At 38.1% G+C, this 20,043-nt stretch carries 6 protein-coding genes; 2 read left to right on the top strand and 4 right to left on the bottom strand.

The genetic code is table 11. The features are described from left to right. Positions 1-86: 86 nt before the first annotated feature. Positions 87-2,522 carry a glycerol-3-phosphate 1-O-acyltransferase PlsB gene (gene plsB, locus HSM_RS03640; RefSeq protein WP_041605031.1) on the top strand — a complete coding sequence of 812 codons (2,436 nt, stop codon included), beginning with the start codon at positions 87-89 and terminating at the stop codon, positions 2,520-2,522. 116 nt (positions 2,523-2,638) lie between these two features. On the opposite strand, the gene prfC is transcribed toward plsB, so the two are convergent. Next, positions 2,639-4,219 carry a peptide chain release factor 3 gene (prfC, locus tag HSM_RS03635; RefSeq protein WP_012341538.1) on the bottom strand — a complete coding sequence of 527 codons (1,581 nt, stop codon included), beginning with the start codon at positions 4,217-4,219 and terminating at the stop codon, positions 2,639-2,641. Between the two features lie 667 nt (positions 4,220-4,886). On the opposite strand from prfC, the gene HSM_RS03630 reads away from it, so the two are divergent. Then, positions 4,887-15,911, top strand: a complete 11,025-nt coding sequence (locus tag HSM_RS03630; protein ID WP_012341537.1) for a YadA-like family protein — start codon at positions 4,887-4,889, stop codon at positions 15,909-15,911. Between the two features lie 231 nt (positions 15,912-16,142). Here the strand turns inward: HSM_RS03630 and HSM_RS03625 are convergent, their stop codons facing one another. The 3 genes from HSM_RS03625 to HSM_RS03615 are packed head-to-tail and all read right to left on the bottom strand — an operon-like array spanning position 16,143 to position 19,635. Further along, positions 16,143-18,119, bottom strand: coding sequence for a TRAP transporter permease (locus HSM_RS03625; RefSeq protein WP_012341536.1), 1,977 nt, complete (start codon positions 18,117-18,119; stop codon positions 16,143-16,145). Beyond that, a complete protein-coding gene (locus HSM_RS03620; protein WP_012341535.1) occupies positions 18,112-18,585 on the bottom strand; it encodes a DUF1850 domain-containing protein in 474 nt (157 codons plus the stop codon). Before HSM_RS03620 ends, HSM_RS03625 begins: the two co-directional genes overlap by 8 nt. A 21-nt stretch (positions 18,586-18,606) precedes the next feature. Beyond that, positions 18,607-19,635, bottom strand: a complete 1,029-nt coding sequence (locus HSM_RS03615) for a TAXI family TRAP transporter solute-binding subunit (RefSeq protein ID WP_012341534.1) — start codon at positions 19,633-19,635, stop codon at positions 18,607-18,609. Positions 19,636-20,043 lie beyond the last annotated feature (408 nt).

The following is a 20,043-nucleotide window of genomic DNA, read 5'->3' as shown; positions in this document are numbered from 1 at the left end:
TAAATTAATTTATTAATAAAAAAATATTTTTTTTGTTAGAATAGTATTCATTAGCCAATCAACCTAATAAGTTAATGGAAATTGTTATGTCAAGTATTCTTAATTTTTATCGTAATCTTTTGTCCGTCCCTCTCTCTTTTTTAGTTAAAAATAACCCTATACCGCAACAACCTATCGAAGAATTATCATTAGATATTAGCCAACCGATCATTTATTTATTACCTTACACTTCACAAACAGATTTAATTATTATCCGTAAAAATTGCTTAAGCGTAGGATTGCCTGATCCCTTAGAAGAGAATGAATTGGGGGGGCAATGTTTACCTCGTTATGTATTTTTAGACGAAGGTAGACGTTTTTTTAAATCGAAAGGTGCTAAGTCAGCGACTATTCAGATAGTTGAAAAATACCTTGAATTACACCGCTCTTTACCTGATTTAAATGTACAGTTAGTGCCTGTTTCCGTACTTTGGGGGCGTTCTCCGGGTCATGAAAAGCAGGTTGGCTTACCAAAACTTCGTTTATTAAATAGTATCCAAAAAACAGCTGTGGCTATTTGGTTTGGGCGTGATACTTTTGTGCGTTTTTCACAAGCGGTTTCTTTACGCTATATGGCTGATGAATATGGAACAGATGCAAGTATTGCTTTAAAACTCGCTCGAGTGGCAAAAATCCATTTTGCCAAACAAAGAATGTCCGCTACAGGTCCTCGCTTACCTAATCGCCAAGCAATGTTTAATAAATTATTACAATCACCGACAATTCTCAATGCCATTGCAGATGAAGCGAAAAGTAAGAGAATCAGCAAAGAAAAAGCACGTAAAGAAGCATATAAGATATTGGATGAGATTGCCGCCAATGTGAACTACGAGGGATTGCGTGTTGCAGATCGTTTTTTAGGCTGGTTATGGAATAAATTATATCAAGGAATTGATGTCCAAAATGCGGAACGTGTACGTAAATTAGCGTTAGAAGGACATGAAATTGTATATATTCCTTGTCATCGCAGTCATATTGATTATTTGTTATTGTCCTATGTGCTATATCATCAAGGGTTAGTGCCTCCACATATTGCCGCAGGTATTAACCTCAATTTTTGGCCGGTGGGAATGATGTTCCGTCGAGGAGGTGCATTCTTTATTCGCCGAACCTTTAAAGGAAATCGATTATATTCAACCATTTTCCGTGAATATTTAGCAGAATTATTTCACCGTGGCTACTCTGTGGAATTCTTTATTGAAGGCGGTCGATCAAGAACTGGACGTTTACTTGCCCCGAAAACAGGTATGATGTCTATGACTGTACAAGCCTTACAACAAAACCAAATCAGACCAATTTCCGTTGTGCCGGTTTATGTAGGCTATGAGCATGTATTAGAGGTAGATACTTACGCAAAAGAATTGCGGGGGGCGGCAAAAGAGAAAGAAAACGCCGGTTTGGTCTTGCGTGTTATCCGCAAATTACGCAATTTAGGGCAAGGTTATGTAAATTTTGCCGAACCTATCACATTAAGTAATTACTTAAATCAACATTTTCCTGAATGGAAAGATAGCCAGCTGGAAGATCATTCTCAATGGTTTAACCCTGCAGTTAATGCCATTTCAAATCAAGTCATGATCAATATCAACAAAGCAGCGGCAATTAATGCAATGAACTTAACGGGCACCGCACTTTTGTCTTCTCGCCAACGTGCTTTATCTCGTGAACAACTGTTGGAACAACTGAAAAGTTATCAACGCTTTTTACAACACGCCCCTTATTCCAACGATATTATTGTACCGACTGATACACCGGAAGAAATGCTCACTCATGTATTAAACTTAGAACGAGTCGGACTTATCGTAGAAAAAGATAATTTTGGTGAAATGTTGCGTTTAGAACGTTCAGCAGCAGTATTGATGACCTATTATCGTAATAATATCCAACATGTTTTTGTTTTACCTTCTTTAATTGCAAGCATCATTTTTCATCATGGTGCAATACAAAAAGAGTTGGTATCAAATGCAGCTCGAAAAATTTACCCTTTCTTAAAAGAGGAATTATTTTTACACTTTTCACAAGATGAATTAGATGAATATGTTGAAAAAATTATTGAGGAATTTACACGTCAAAAATTAATTCTGTGTGCAGAAAATCTTCTTTCAATCAATAAAGAACGTGTAAGAGTTTTACAGTTATGGATGGCGGGAGTTCGAGAAATTTTACAACGTTATTATATTACCGTCAGTATCTTGCAAGATACCCCGAATATTGCCAAAGCGACTTTAGAGAAAGAAAGCCAATCTATTGCACAGCGGTTATCTGTATTGCATGGCATTAATGCACCGGAATTTTTCGATAAAGCCGTCTTTTCCGCTTTTATCGGTAGCTTAAGATCCAACGGATATTTTGATAAAAATGGCGTCGCTATAACGGAGAAATTAAATGACATTAGCGATATTCTCGATAGAATTATTTCTACTGAAGTGCAATTAACCATCAAAAGTGCGGTAGGAAAACACGAAGAAGTTCAAGAGTATTAATGCGAGTTGAAAATAGGCACAACGCTTTAAATCGCATTTAAACCGAGTAACCTTCTCTATTTAAACAACAAAAAAGAGCGGAAATATCTCCGCTCTTTTGTCTATCATATCAAAGACTAATGTTCCCTTGTTTTAAAAAACTGAATATCGGGATAACGTTCCTGAGTAAGATTAAGATTTACCATCGTTGGAGCAATATAAGTAAGACTATCTCCCCCGTCTAACGCTAAATTCTGTTCATTTTTACGTTTAAACTCTTCAAGTTTTTTCGCCTCTGAACATTCTACCCAGCGAGCTGTTGCCACATTAACGGTTTCATAAACCGCCTCAACGTTATACTCAGATTTTAAACGAGAAACGACAACATCAAACTGGAGTACACCAACCGCCCCCACAATTAAATCATTATTGGTTAACGGACGGAAAACCTGAACCGCACCTTCTTCTGAAAGTTGCACCAAGCCTTTGAGCAGTTGTTTTTGTTTCAACGGATCTTTCAAACGAATACGGCGAAATAACTCCGGTGCAAAATTAGGGATACCAGTAAATTTCAGATCTTCACCTTGCGTAAAGGTATCACCAATTTGAATAGTGCCATGATTATGTAAGCCGATAATATCGCCGGCATAGGCTTCTTCCGCATGAGAACGATCACCCGCCATAAAAGTCAGTGCATCGGAAAGCACAACCTCTTTCCCCAAACGCACCTGTTTCAGTTTCATACCTTTTTCATATTTACCCGAAACAATTCGCATAAAAGCGACCCGATCACGATGTTTCGGATCCATATTAGCTTGAATTTTAAACACAAACCCTGTTAATTTTTCTTCCGCACTCTCAACTAAACGACAATCCGCCTGACGAGCTTGCGGAGCGGGGGCCCATTGAGTCAAGCCATCAAGAAAATGATCCACACCGAAATTGCCTAAAGCCGTCCCGAAAAAAACAGGCGTTAATTCCCCACGAATAAATAAATCGTGATCAAATTCATTCGACGCCCCCTTGACCAATTCCAATTCATCACGTAATTGCCGAGCAAGATCTTCGCCCACTGCCCTATCCAAGTCAGCATTATTTAACCCTTTAACAATACGCACATCCTGAATAGTATGTCCTTGACCGCTTTGATATAAATAAGTTTCGTCTTTATACAAATGATAAACACCTTTGAACAATTTACCGCAACCAATAGGCCAAGTAATAGGAGCACAACGGATTTTCAGCACACTTTCCACTTCATCAAGCAATTCCATCGGATCTCGAATATCACGATCCAACTTATTCATAAACGTTAAAATCGGCGTATCCCGCAAACGAGTAACATCCATTAATTTAATCGTACGTTCTTCAACCCCTTTTGCACTGTCAATCACCATCAAGCAACTGTCAACTGCAGTTAAAGTGCGGTAAGTATCTTCCGAAAAATCCTCATGCCCCGGTGTATCAAGCAAGTTGACCAAGCAGTCATGATAAGGAAATTGCATCACCGACGTAGTAATAGAAATTCCCCGCTGTTTTTCCATTTCCATCCAGTCGGATTTAGCATGTGCCTGAGAACCTTTGCCTTTTACCGAACCGGCTTTCTGAATAGCGTTTCCATAGAGTAAAACTTTTTCCGTAATCGTTGTTTTCCCCGCATCGGGGTGAGAAATAATCGCAAAAGTGCGACGTTTATTTACTTGTTGAGAATATGACATGATCGTTTGTTATACTGACTAAAAGCCGATATTTTCTCCGAATTTTATTTGAGGTGCAAGTCAAAACCCGAACAGAAAACCAAACACATTAAACAAAACATTAAAGAGCGGATATAATCCGCCCCGACATTAAAATAATTAATTTACGCTTTTCTTACAAATAAATACAAGATAAAATACGACAAATTTTACTTTTACTTAACAAAAAAATAGAACGGAAAAAATGACAGCCTACAGCCTACAGCCTACAGCCTACAGCCTACAGCCTACAGCCTACAGCCTACAGCCTACAGCCTACAGCCTACAGCCTACAGCCTACAGCCTACAGCCTACAGCCTACAGCCTACAGCCTACAGCCTACAGCCTACAGCCTACAGCCTAGTATATTGCCTAAAATCAACCTTTCAAGTTAATTTTGAGAGGTTGGACATGTTCAAACAATATCTTAAAAATCACCTATTTCAACCTCAATCTTTTGGCGAAAGTATTATTCGCCTTTTTCTGCTTTGTCTTAAAAAGCAAGGCATCGCCTATTATTTAGGTTTATAACCTATCTCTCTAAAGTTTAATAAATAATCAGTAAGAGATAATAAATAAACAATAATAGATTCGATCAATAACCACTTAATAAGTAATTAACAGATAATTTTTAAAGCGAGTAAAGAATATGAACAAAATCTTCAAAACCAAATACGATGTAACAACGGGTCAAACGAAAGTTGTGTCTGAATTAGCGAATAACCGTCAGGTGGCGAGCCGTGTTGAGGGAGCGTCGGGGCGTCAGCCGAAGTGCGGTGTGTTTTTAGGCATGTTTAAGATTCTGCCATTGGCATTATTGATGAGTGAGTTGTTGTCGAGTGTGGCGTATGGGGTGAATGTGTGGATTGACGTTAATCCTAGTAACGAACGAAGTGGTGATAATAAGCCTTCGTCTGTTTGGTATGAAAGAAGTAACGTTAATAACACGAATGAAGTTGTTTTATTAGCCGATAGTGAAAACAAAACGGGTGCAAATACATCTTTAAAGAATAAAGATTTCAAAAAAACGGTAGTTATAGGATCGCGTGCAGTAGGTGGAGGTAATGACGCAACTGCTATAGGTTACCGTGCTATTGTAGGTAAAAACCTTACTACAACGAATATAACTGACAGCCACCAAGGAACGGCAGTGGGATATAGAGCCTTTTCTTATGGTAATGAATCTGTGTCGTTAGGGAATGATACTGTTGCTCGGGGTTCTAACAGTATAGCTATAGGGTCGGATAATATTTCCGGTGAGAATGCTAAACCACTTCCTAAAGAAATATTTAATATATTTCTAAATAATGCGACTAATTTTAACTATACAGGTGAATATGCAGCTGTTGATTATAGTAGTTTATTTAAAAATACTGATGTTATGGATGCAATAACTAATAAAAATAAATATGTTGATGATGATGGGAATTTAAAAAGTGAAGATGGATTTACTATTGGTTGGAAAGGGAAATATTATATAAGAAAATCCAAAAATAATAATAGTGATTATTACGTTTTAATTGGCGATCAATATTATGAAAAATTAAGTAATGGAAACTTAAATCCAATTGAAAAGCCGGCAAACATTGAACAGATGGAAGATTATAAAAGGATGGAAAAATATAATGGATATCTAGAAGAAGCATATAAAAAATATTTAGCCGACACTAATAAAAACAAAAAAACCCATACATGGGCTAGGGGTAATAACTCAATAGCAATAGGGGGAAGAAGTGTTGCATATGGAGATTATTCGACCGCACTTGGAACGTACGCGATTGCCTATCAAGACTATTCAGCCGCGATAGGAACAAATACGATAGCTTTTGGTAGAAATTCATTAGTTTTCGGGAATAATTCTTATGTCTATGCCGATAGATCTGTAGGGGTAGGAACGAATGTACAGGCAGTAAATTCGGGTTCTATGGTGTACGGATCGGACTCATACTCAGGGGGTAGCGGTTCATTGGCGATGGGTAATTATGCATTGGCAAATATCGCGATGGATGAAAATTTTACCGGAGAAGGATTAGATGAAGGTAGTAGTAAATTAACATTTACTGATAACAAAAATAGAGACCAATATAGAGGTAAATATTCTTTCGATAAATTTTATGAATTAGGAAACACAAAAGATATCCAAAACAACAGAACTTCAATCAAACCTAAAACGACAAAACAAAGAGGAACGGGAGAAGAAAAAGCTGAGCAATCAAAAGACAATCAAGGTAAACATAACCAAGGGGCAATCGCAATAGGGTCGTATACTGTTGCTCTTGGAGACAACGCATTATCAATCGGAAGATATGCTTACGCCAAAGAAGACAGTACCGTTGCAATCGGAAGATTTGCCTTTGCAAAAGAGGCTAATGCATTTGCGTTAGGAAGTTTTACGAGAGCCCTTGAAAAATCTTCAATAGCATTAGGGAATGAAGCAACCGCTACTTTAGAAAATTCAGTGGCACTGGGTTATAAATCAAAAACGGATTATGAACATTCAAAGTCCGATCCATATACACCCGAGGGAGCAATTATTATCCCAACTTCAGCGAATGTAGGGGTTATTTCTGTCGGATATAACGGATACGAGAGAAGAATGGTAAATGTCGCTGCCGGTTCACAAGATACGGACGCCGTGAACGTTGCACAATTAAAAGCCTTAGAAACCAGAATAGACTTAAATAATAAACAAAATAATTTAACGCCTTATTTTGGTGTGGAGCAGAAAAGTGGCGATAGTGCAAAAATAGCACAAGGTCAAGAAGCAAAACAAAATTATGAACGTTATGTTAAATTATCCGGTGAATATGCAAAATTATTAAATAGAAAAGTAAATGGCAAGGAAACGTTTAAACAGGAAGCATTAGATAAAGTTAAGAAGGAATTAGAAGCATTAGAAAAAAGTAATTCCCAAATAGCAACAAAAGCAAGTACTATTAAAAAAATTGTTGAGGACTTAGGAAAAGAAAAAGGTGGTGATGGTAATAAATTATTAACAAAATTAAAGGAAATTACACAAGCTGTTGAGACAGATATGGCAAAAAAAGATCAGGTCGCTAATTTATCAGAGCAAGAAATAGAAGAATCTAACTACAAAGGAAGCCTGGCAAAAGGAAAAGACTCAATTGCGATAGGATATAAAGCGTCAGTTGCAGAAGTAGCAGAAGATTCGGTAGCAATAGGAAAAGGATCTAAGGTAACAGCTAAACAGGAGGCTAAAAACAAAGCCGAAATAAATGGTGTTGAATTTACTTTCAAAGGCGGAGTAAGTCCTGATAATAAAGAAGAAAGTAAAAAAACCATTTTCAGCGTAGGAGATACAAACCAAGAACGTATTATTAAAAATGTAGCAGCGGGAGATGTGAGTGAGAATTCAACAGACGCTATTAACGGAAGTCAATTATATGCTGTAACAAAGGTGTTTTCTGATTTGGCGAAGGATGTGATAGGGGTAGAAGTTGATAATAAGCAGTTTAAGAAATCATCATTTACGGCTGTAGAATATATCTCAACTCCGACAAGTAAAAAAGGTGTTCCTGATAATTTTAAAGACGCATTAGATGAAACAATTAAGGCTATAAATCAAGGGTATAAGTTTAGTGATGGAACAACTAATAACAATGGTACTAGTAAATACTATTTAGGGTCGACATTGGAGATAAAAGCTGGAGATATTGGAAATACTCATAAGGATCAAAACTTAAAGGTACAACTTGATAAGTCAAGTAATGAGAAAGCAATATTTAAGATTGGAATGACGGATAGTCCAAGCTTTAAAAAAGTAACTATTACAAATGCTCCTAAAACAGATAATGAGGCTGTTAATAAAAAATATGTGGATGATAAATTTAAAAATGTAGCCACTAGTTTTAAGGTAACTGCTGATAGTGGAGAATATGCTGTAAAAGATGCATTAAATATTAAGGGTAAAGAAGAAAATTCACACAAAAACATTACCACAACTGCTAAAAATGGTACGAAAAAAGAGTTGGAAATCTCACTAAATAGTACGTTGAAAGGTATAACTTCTATTGGTAAAGATGAAAATAATCAAATCACATTCAATGGTGGCACAAAAATTAAAGCTGGCGGGGCTGTGTTAAGTTTAAGTAAAACTAGTGACGATAAGGTTAAAATTTCAGGCGTTGCTGATGGAGTAGCTGAAAATGACGTTGTAAACTTTAAGCAATTAGAAGCGTCAAAATTACACTTTTTATCGGTTAAAGCCCCGACAACCCCAGAGTCAAAAAACAATTACAATAACGATGGAGCAACAGCTGACGGTGCTATCGCTATTGGTATGGGTACGAAAGCAACAGCAGAAAATGCGGTTGTGATAGGTAGAGATGTTAGCATTGATGTAAAAAATTCATTTGTGCTAGGGTCTAATAATACAGTTACGCAAAACTTTAAGGATACAAATGGTGCGGTTGTTGTGATCGGTAGCGGAACAAAATTAGTAGAATCAAAAAGTTCTATCGCTATCGGTGCGGTTTTTGTGAAAGGTAAAAACGGAGCAGATGGCACTTTAATTGAAAACGCCGCTTGGACAGCGTCTATCGGTAATAAAAACAAAATCAAAAACGGTACGGATATTGTGGCGTTAGGGAACAATATTAAAGCATTGGATATTACCAATGAGGAGACTAAAGGAACAAAAAGTGCGAATACAGAATTAATTCTGATTGGTAATGGTGCGATAGCTGAAACTGCAAAAGAAAGTGTGCTTATTGGGGCAAAATCAAACGCCGGCAAGGGTGCAAAAAGTGCGGTGATTATTGGTCATAGTGCTAAAGCCGAAGCAAGTGCCGTCGGTGCAGTAGCGATAGGGCAAGGTGCAACAGTAAAAACCGACGCCGGCAACTCCATTGCCTTGGGGCAAGGGTCAGAAGCGACAAAAAAAGAAAAATCTGAAGCAACATATACAACAGATACAAATAGTATTAAATTTATTAATTTTAGTGGACATGGAAATGATAAATCAGTTTTAAGTATAGGAGATACTGGAAAAGAACGTCTTATTACACATGTAGCACCAGGAACAATAAGTGCAAGCTCAACACACGCAATAAATGGAAGTCAGTTATATAGTGTAATAGATGTATTTGGACATTTAGGAGTAACTGTATTAGGAGCAGAAGTAGATACAACTAAAGGATTTAAACAATCAGAATTTAAGCAATTAATAGGAAAAACTATTACTGCTTCAACACCAGCTACAGCAAAAACATTTAAAAAAGCGATAGATGATAATATTGCTAAAATTAATGAAGGTTTTATTTTTGGAGCTGGAGATAGTGATGAAGAAAAAGGAACACACTATTTAGGAGATAGCTTGATAATAAAAGCTGGGACTATAACAGTTGAAGATAAACAAACAAAGAAAACAGATAAATTTTTAAGTGATAATATTAGGACACATTATGAAAAAGGAAATAAAAATATATTAATAGGTATAAAAGAAAATCCAAACTTTAAAGAAGTAACAGTAAGTGAAGAAGTAAAAGATACAAGTAAAGACAATGTATTAACGACTAAAAAATATGTTACTGACAAGCTAGATGGAAAAGCTGATAAATTTAATACAGGTGATCTAGTTAGTAATGGATTAATAGAAGTTGAAGGTGGAGATAAAGCAGTAATTGGAAGCGGAGTTTCTATTGATTTAAATAAAGAAACTAAAGACAAAATCGCATTAATTGGAACTGGTAAAGTTGAAAAAGATGATAAAGGAACAGTTACAGGAAAAACTGTTTATGAATATATGCAAGGATTTTCAACTTCCCTTATACTATCAAAAGATGGAAGTACAGCCGATGCAACTATTAATTTAAAAACAGATAAATTACAAGTTGAAGGGCAAGATGGTATTAATGTTGAGATTAAAGATAAGAAAATAACAGTTAAAATTGATGGAGAATCTAAAGGGAAAATAGATGATATTTTAACTAAAACTGAAGCTGGAACAACTTATGCAAAAGTAGATGCTTCAAATATATCTAATGGTGATATAACAAAATGGAGAAGTAAATTAGATGTATATTCAAAAGGTGAAACTGATGGAAAAATAAATACAGAAATAAGCAAAACTACATTTGGATTAAAAGGAAATGACTCTTCGGATTTTACTAAAAAAGTAAATAATGTTATAGAAATTAAAGGAACTGAAACAACTACTAATCAAGCTAAAAACATTTATGTATCAAAAGATGGAGAAGGCTTAAAAATTGAGCTTGGAGAAACTTTAACAGGAATAACATCAATAGGAAAAGATACTAACGATGGAATTACATTTAGTGAAAATACTACAACTATAAAACTTGGTGGAGTTTCTTTAAGTTTAAATAAAACTTTAGATAAAGTTAAAATTTCAAATGTAGCAAACGGAATAGATGACAATGACGCTATTAATAAATCGCAATTAGATAAATTTGTAACAGCATTAGGTGGAGGATCTAAGATAGGTACTGACGGAACACCAACAGGACCTACTTATACATTAACTAATGGTAGTGGTACAAAGTCATATACAACAGTAGGTGATGCATTAAAAGCTCTTGATGGTGCAATAACTACAACTAATAGCTCAATAACTACTTTAAATGATGCAAGTATTAAATTTAGTGATGGAAGTACTAATCCTAGTAAAGTATTTGAAAGAAAAAATAGTGATACAGATAAACAAGTAATCATCAAAGGAGAAAATAATATTAATGTTGCTTTAAGTATTGATGATACTAAAAATAAAGGAACATTTACTGTATCATTAAATAAACAATTAAAAGGTATTGAGTCAATTGAAAATGATGACAAAACAAAAATTACTTTAAATAAAGGTGATAAATCTATTAAATTCTCATCAGGTGATACACCATCAGTTGTAACATTAACTGGATCTAAATTAAGTGGACTTACTGAAATTAATAAACAAGATGGTAAGGCTTCATTGAAATTTGAAGATAATAAGATAGAGTTAATTACTGAAAATGATAAAAAAGTAACACTTGAAAAAGATTCAACAAATGATGGAGTTCAAGCAACAGGGCTAACAACTATTGGAAAAGATACAGACAATGCTTTAGTGTTTGATAAAAAAGAAAATGGAACAGATAAAGCTACTCTAAAAGTTGGCGGAAACTCATTAACATTTACTAAAGATAATAGCAGTATAAAATTATCAGGATTGGCAGATGGTAAAATTGATGGTAGTTCAACAGAAGCTATAACTGGTAAACAATTACACGAATTATCTGTATCTAGATTAGGACTTGAAGTAGATAATACTGACAGTAAAAATATTAAATTCAAAGATTTATCATTTGATGCAATAAAAGGTTCTGATAAATCAGACAAAATTACAACATTCAAAGGTGCAATTGAAGGTCTAATTGGAGCAGTTAATAAAGGTATAACATTTAAGGGAACAGATAGTAGTAAGACAACTACCTTACAATTAGGAGCAACTTTAACAATAAATGGTGAAGATACAAAAGTAGGAAAAGAATCTAATAAAGATAAAACAGAAAAAGACATTAAGGTAGAAGTAACACCTAATGATACAGATCCTAAAGATCCTAAAAATGCTGGAACAATAACACTTAAACTTAACAAATCAAATTCCGTTGATGAAAACGATGACAGAGCTATTAAATCAAGTGCTGTTGCTAATGAATTGAAAAAATATACTACGACTGAAACTTTAGGAAAAGAGTTCTTAAAAGTAACAGGAGAGAATATAGGGAAAAATCAAGCTACATTTGGTGAAAATGTCGGTATTGCTGAAATTGCTCTTGAGAAAGAGGAAACAGAAGGCACAAGCGAATTAGTACAAGCCAAAGCCCTAGTCGACTACCTAAAAGGCACTGGGGAGAAATCCGTTAAACTTTCTGATTCCGCAAAAACACAAGCGATAGGCGAGGGTTCTATTTCTATCGGTCATAATGCCGTGTCAAGAAATGAGGGTTCTATTGCCATGGGTTATAACTCTGAGGCGTCTAATAGCGGTGCAATCTCTATCGGTCAGGGTTCAACCGTATTAGGAACAAGTTCTGTCGCTGTAGGTAAAGAAAATGATGTCAAAGGTAATTTCTCGTTTGTATTAGGTGATGAAAATAAAATAGGTTTAAATTCAACATCAAGCTATGTAATAGGTTCAAATAATGAGATAAAAGGATATAAAAATATTTCTATAGGACTGGGCAACAAAGTAGATGGAAATGAAAACATATTATTAGGTTCTCACATAGAAACAGATGATACTATAAAAAATGCGATAGTATTAGGAGACAGATCAATAGGCGTATCCAATGCTGTATCGGTAGGGAATGCAGTAAACAGAAGAAAAATAGTTTTCGTAGCAGATCCAACTGATAAATATGATGCCGTCAATAAAAAATATGTTGATGAATTAAAATTGACATATAAATCTAATAGCACAAATAAGCAAACCGTCAAACTAACGGACGGCTTGGACTTTAAGAAAGCTACAAATGACAATATAGAAGTCGTTGTAGATAAGAATGGTTCAATCCAGCATAACCTTGCGAACAACCTTAAAGATATAACGAGTATTTGGGGCGGTACAGACGAAAAAGGGGCGAAAATCACGTTAGACAAAGCTAAAAAAGAAATCAGCTTTAATGATTCAAAACTCACAAACCTTGCAGACGGTGAAATTGATAAGGATTCAAAAGAAGCTGTTACAGGTAAACAACTGGCGGATTTAGCGAGTAAGTTGGGTGTTGCGGTTGATAAGGATAAAACGAAATTTAACGAGCTAATTTTTGAATATCTGTCTAATGTGGATGGCTCATTCAAAGAGAAGAACCCAACCACATTGAAAGAGGCTATTGACGAAACAAGAGCGAAGTTAAACGAGGGCTTAAAGTTCGGTGGTGATGTTACAACAGGTAAAAATAACGGCACCCATTATCTCGGCTCAAGCATTAATATTGTGCGTTTGGGTACGCCGACAGGGACAGGTGCGGTAGATCCAACATCAACCGATGGTTACAGCGGTAGCAACTTAATCACGCAATACACTTATGATAAGGGCAACGCCAAAATCGAAATCGGCTTTAAAGACGCACCGACATTTAACAAAGTGACTTTGTCTGCACCGCAAACATATGGTAATAAAGGGGTGGAAGATAACGACTTAATCACCAAGTCCTACCTTGAACAAGCGTTAGATAGCTTTAAATTCAATGTGGCGAATAGTGATGGTACAACTTATCAAATTGGTCGCAACGACACCTTGAAATTTAACGCTGGCTTGAATATTAAAGTAGAGTTAGCTCAAAATGGTACTACACAGCCAAGTGCGGGTAGTTCTGCACTTGCAAGTGGTGCAGGTACCGCTGGCGGTGGAAATGGTACAGCTACGGTAGGTACGTCTGGTTCGTCAGGAGTGGCTGCACAAGGTGCAGGTGCAACTGTCGGAAGCAGTACAACTCCGACAACCGCACCGACAAACACTGTATCAAATAGCAGTGTAGGGGCAGATAGTACGTTCGCTTCAAGTACGACTTCGTCAAATGGTGCAGGTACAGATGGAGGAAGTGGTACAAGCAGTACATCTTCAACAAGTTCTGCTCCAAGTACGACAACAGCCGGCACAGCAAGCAGTACACCAAGCAAAACCTCGAACACTACAGCGGTGGTGACGATTGGTACGACTGAGGACTTGACAGGTTTGAAATCTGCTGAGTTTAACGGCGAAAGCGGTAACACTACTAACATTACCGGCAATGAAATTGTGTTGAAAGATCAGGCAGGTAACGCTCATACACAAACGGCGACATCGCAAATCATCACGGATAATACAGATCCTGATAAGGAAAAAGCGGTTGTGACAACGGCTGAGGGCGTGACAATGTCTGTGGTCAGCGATGATCAGGTTTTGGTCAATGATCAGACGGCGGAAGCGAATGTTTTAAGCAATGGCAAGCACACAACCGAGGTAAAAGCCGGTGAGGTTGCTATTAAGGACAAGGCTGGTAAAGATGTCGTGAGCTTGAAAGTGGCTGACGGTGAGGACGGTCAAGATGGCAAGGGAGCTACGCTGGCGTTTGCTAAAGGCACTGACGGTAAATCGGGTACAGGCGTAATCATGGGCTTGAAAGACCTAGATGCCACGGCTGACGGTTCAAGTGCGGCGAATAAAAACTATGTGGATGAAAAAGTATCCGACTTAGACAGCAATCGTCCGTTTGACTTCTATATCCAAGAGGGCGATGACTATACCAAAGTTGTCAAAGGACGTGATGGTAAGTTCTATGATCCTAAAGATTTAGAGGGGGCGAAGTATGATGCAAAAAGTAAAAAATATACTTCTCAAGATGGACAAGAAGTTACACCGGAATCGGATAAAGTCATTATTCGTGCCGAACCGACTGCCACACCTATCGGGATGAATAACGTGGCGAGTGGTTTAGGACTACCTGCCCCTGAAACTGACCCGGTTAAAGCAAAAGCGGCTCAAGAGAAAGCGACTGCACTCACCGAAGCTGTTGAGGAAAAAGTGAAAGCAATAGGCGATAAAGCGAAAGAACTTTCAACTACAGCCCAAAAAGTAACCGATTTAACTTTAGCCGTGAGCGGTTTAGAAATGGCGATGAGTGCCATGCCTGAGGGTGAGGATAAAAAGAAACTTCAAACTCAATTGGAGGAAAACAAGAAACAGCTTGAAAAAGCTAAAGAAGATCTAGGGAAAGCAAAAACTGCTTTAACCGAGGCTCAGACAGAATTAACAAAAGCCAATGCTGACTATGAAGCCAACTACAAGGGTTATGAAAAAGTTGCTGACTTAGTGAAACCTGATAGCCAAGCGGATTTAACCAACGTAGCCACCATTGCTGACGTGCAGGCGGTAGCGAAATCCGGCTTGAAGTTTAAGGGCAATGATGGTGTTGAAGTGCGTAAACAACTCAGCGAAACCTTAGCAATTAAAGGTGAAGGTGATACGTTTAACAGCAACCTCACCGCCGCCGGCAATATCAAGGTGGAAACAGACGGCAAGGGCTTAGTCGTCAAACTGTCCGACCAGTTGAAAAACATGACTTCTTTTGAGACACGTGAAATCAATGGCAAAAAATCGGTGTTGAACAGCAACGGTTTACAAGCGAGCAGTCCAGACAGCGAAACTTTTGTAAATGCACAGGGTACCCGTATTACGGGCAAAGGAAATCATGCCGGTCAATCAGCAAGTTACACCCTCGATGGCATTAAGCTACAAGGCAAAGCCGCTGAACCGTCATTGATGGCAACCCATGCAGGGTTGATGGTATCAGGCAATAACGGTAATATCGTCATCAATGGTAACCGTGGGGAAATTTTAATTCCGGATGTCAAACCTGATGCAAGTGGATTTGTTGCAGTCAATAAAAACTATGTGGACAGTCAAAATAATGCGTTACGTACACAAATACATCATGCCGATCGCCGATTGCGTGCCGGTATTGCCGGAGCGAATGCGGCAGCAGCATTGGCATCAGTCTCTATGCCGGGTAAGTCCATGGTTGCGATTGCGGCGGCAGGACATGATGGCGAAAGTGCGTTGGCGATTGGTTATTCTCGCATCAGCGATAACGGTAAGGTTATGCTGAAACTGCAAGGTAATAGCAATTCCCAAGGCAAAGTATCCGGTGCCGTGTCGGTAGGTTATCAGTGGTAATTTGTCAAACTTGCTGAAACACAACAAAAAACCCCACTGTACTTGCAAAGTGCGGTGGGGTTTGAGTATTTTGGGTGTTAAGGGAAATAACCTTTTTCATTACATTCTAACACCCAAACCGCCACAACCGGTTGTGAAGCTATGCAAAATCAAGGGGTAATGATTGGTTCAAATCTAAAAAAGTTAATTAGACATTTAGTTATGTCATTTATCGTATGCACAGAACAATTGTTAGTCACATTTGCGAACATTAAGTAGTGCTATGACTACAACAACAGCAATGCCGATAATATCCGTGCTCCATTCCGGAATAATCAACATAAGCGAACCGATTGCTAAAATAATACGTTGCCATATTGGTATAGTATTTTTCAGATACCCCTCTACCGCAGCAGATAATCCCAAAACGCCAATAACAGAGGATACGATAACATTAATAATTTCGAATGCACTTGGTAGAGGGAAAGTTTTGGCAATAACCGCAGCATTGGTAACATCAATCATCAGCATATTCGGATTATAAACGAATATGAACGGTACAATAAAACCCGCTAGGGCTAGACGCAAGGATTGCCAGCCGGTTTTCATTGGGTCACCTTGTGCAATTCCCGCACCAGCAAAAGCAGCAAGAGCGACCGGTGGTGTGATATTAGCGAAAATACCAAAATAAAAGACGAACATATGTGCCACTAATACCGGGACATCAAAGGTTGCCAATGCCGGAGCTGCCATGGTGGCGGTAATGATATATGCTGGAATAGAAGGTAGTCCCATGCCAAGGATCATGGAGGCAATCATCGTTAAAAATAAGGTTAAAAAGAGCGATCCTGCACCTAATGTAACGATAGAAGAGGTAATCACTGTACCAAAACTGGTAAGGTTCATCACGCCAATCACAATTCCTACCGTCGCACAAGCTGACATAACGGAAAGCGACTGTTTTGCCCCGTCAGCCAATGCCTCAATTACATCTTTAATGCCCATACGGGTTTCTTGACGCAATTGACTGACTAAAATGGTAAGCACAATAGTATAAGAGGCAGCATATCCTACTGGTACGGATTGTGCCAAAAAGATGATAAGGGCTAAGATCGGCAATAGCATATGACCACGTGCTTTCATCACTGCTTTTACCCTTGGCAATTGATCTTTAGGGACGCCTTTTAGGTTTTGTTTACCAGCACGAAAGTGGACTTGTGCAATGACGCCGAGATAGTAAAGTAAGGCAGGAAGTAAGGCTGCAAGTGCAATAGTTCCGTAGCTTACGCCTGTCGTTTCCGCCATAATGAATGCACTTGCTCCCATGATCGGCGGGAGAATTTGCCCACCAACAGATGCACTGGCTTCTACCGCACCGGCAAAGTTTTTGTGATAACCGATTTTTTTCATTAATGGAATAGTAAACGCTCCAGTACTCACCACGTTGGCAACCGCTGCCCCGTTAATACTGCCCATAAAGCCACTGGAAATTACCGCTACTTTCGCCGGTCCCCCTTGTTTATCACCAGCGATCGCTAAGGCTAAATCATTAAATAATTGCCCCATTCCCGATTTACTTAGAAAAGCACCAAATAAAATAAATAAGAAAATAAAGGAAACGGAAGCCCCCACAGCAGAGGAATATAACCCCTCCGTTTTTAAATAAAGCTGACCAAAAATATCACCGACGTCATAAGGGCGAGTGAGGAGGCTGTCCGGCATAAAATCCATTGAGCTGATGAATGGATAGATTAAGAAGAGCAAGGAAAAAATCACCAAAATCCAACCGGTGACGCGACGCGTTACCTCAAGCACCACTAGCACAGTGATGATTGCCATCACAATATCTGTACTATTTGGAATACCACCTCGGACGGTCATAATGTCATTGTATTGGTTGATGAGATACAGCATACCGCTCATACCGGCAATAACCCATAACCAGTCATACCATGCAACAGAACCTTGGCGACGTTTTTTCGATGCCGGATAAATTAATAGGATTAATATCGCTCCAACGCCCACGTGTACTGCACGCTGGATTAACGTCGGTAGGGGGTAAAAGGTGGTGTATAAATGAAAAAGGGAATATAAAACCGAAACCAGCGTAATTAACCCTTTATTAAATTGGCTACTGGATTGACGAGTGACCGATTCACGGTCATATTTTTCCAAAATCTCTTGTTCCTTGGCACCAAGTGCGGTGTCAATTTTTACAGAATCAGTCATAACATGATTTCCTTAACCACAACGTTGCAATTACAGATTTAGCTGGTTTGATTGTTACCGCAGAATAATTAGGAAGTGTTTGATAAACGGGAAATTGTTTATCATCAAGCAAAATAGTCCCTTCCATACGATGCGAAACAATCCAATTTATTTCGGGTAAAACAACATCTTGTTTAAAACCGACATAGCCCACTGGCACATGGGTGACAACTTCACCTTGAGAAGGTGTTCCAGCACCAAATGTTTGTAACCATGTTTGATAAAGGTGGAGGTTATCACCTTGTCGTTGATAATGTTCATACCACAATTGATGCTCGACGGAGTGACGCCAACGTAGTGCAAAATGATCATCACCAATGATGCATTCGCCTTGTTTTGTGGTAACTGATATAAAATGAACAGGATAAAGCCCAATAACAGCTAGTGGCACCAGCACAAACCAACCGTTACGAGGCATTATCTTCATGCTTACCAACTTAATAACGAATTATTTCGCATTAACTTCGTCATAATATTTTTTTGCACCCGGATGTAATGGTGCAACTGCACCTTCCTGTGCTTCTTTCACGTTAATGCCTTTCGCCGCTTGGTGTGCGGTTTGCAATTGTGGCAAACTTTCAAAGAAGGTTTTGGTTAATAAATACCCATCTGCTTCGCTGAGCTCTTTACGGATCACCAAGGCATTTTTAATTGCCGCTGTCGGAATCGGTTCAGGATTGCCATAGGTGTTCGCTGGAATATCCATCGCATTAAAATACGGTTTATCTGCGGCTAATTTTTTAATTCCGTCAGCCGGGATAGAGACCAATTGCAGATCAAAACTTTGTTGCAATTCCATTAAGGCAGAATTTGGCAAGCCACTGGTTAAGAACGCCGCATCAATGGTTCCCGCTTTTAGAGCATCTGCCGCTGCAGCATAACCGAGATAATCAACCTTAATATCCGCATAGGAAATGCCAAAACCGGCAAGTAAGTTACGTGCATTGACTTCGACTCCGGAATTTTGATCGCCGGTCGCTACCCGTTTCCCTTTTAAATCGGTAATGGTTTTAATGCCGGAACGTTTAGAGGTGACAATTTGTACATAGTTAGGATAAAGTGCTGCTATTTGTTCCACATTCTCAATTTTATTTTTGAAACTGCCTGTACCATTTAACGCATGATTTAACGCATCACTCATCACAAACGCCATTTCCACTTTTTTCTGTGCCATCAAGTTTAAATTTTCTACCGATGCACCAGTAGTTTGTGTTTTGGAATTAGTTTTTAGATTTTTACTATAAATACCTGTCAGTGTCGTCGCAATAATATTGTAAGGACCGGAAGCACCGCCAGTAGCAATGGTCACAAATTTGCTTTGCACTGTGGCTGGTACCGCACTTTCAGCACTGCTGCTGTTTGCCGCAACGTTGCTCGCAGTAACATCTTTCGACGCTTTGTTATTATCACCACAAGCGGCAAGCAATGTAGCAAGTAGAACTGTTGCACTGGTCAATACGACTTTCATTTTTTTCATAGAGTTGCTCCTGTGTGATGTCATTGATGTTGTATTGTATGCAATGTATGCAATATTTTTATTGCAAACGATTGCTTTTTAGCATGCTCGGTTTGAATTGTAAATTATTTGTTAATATTTTTGTGAGATAGATCGAGTTTTGCTTTAGGAAAAATGCAAATATAGAGAGAATAGATCGTACAAGAATAACACCAAGAGAATTAAATTTTTACTGCAAAGGTGGGAATTTCGCTGGAATTGTTTTGTGCAACGCCTTGTCAATAATACACCACGCAGAATTTTATTTTTAAAACAAAACATAGGAATAACAATGCATACTGGTAAAAATCGACTACGCTTTTTCTATTTATAACCCCACTGTACTTGCAAAGTGCGGTGGGGTTTGAGTATTTTTTCGTAGCATTAGCT

Source organism: Histophilus somni 2336, from assembly GCF_000019405.1.
Lineage (GTDB): Bacteria > Pseudomonadota > Gammaproteobacteria > Enterobacterales > Pasteurellaceae > Histophilus > Histophilus somni.
The sequence above is the reverse complement of the archived record's forward strand: the minus strand, read 5'-3'. Positions and strand labels throughout refer to the sequence as shown.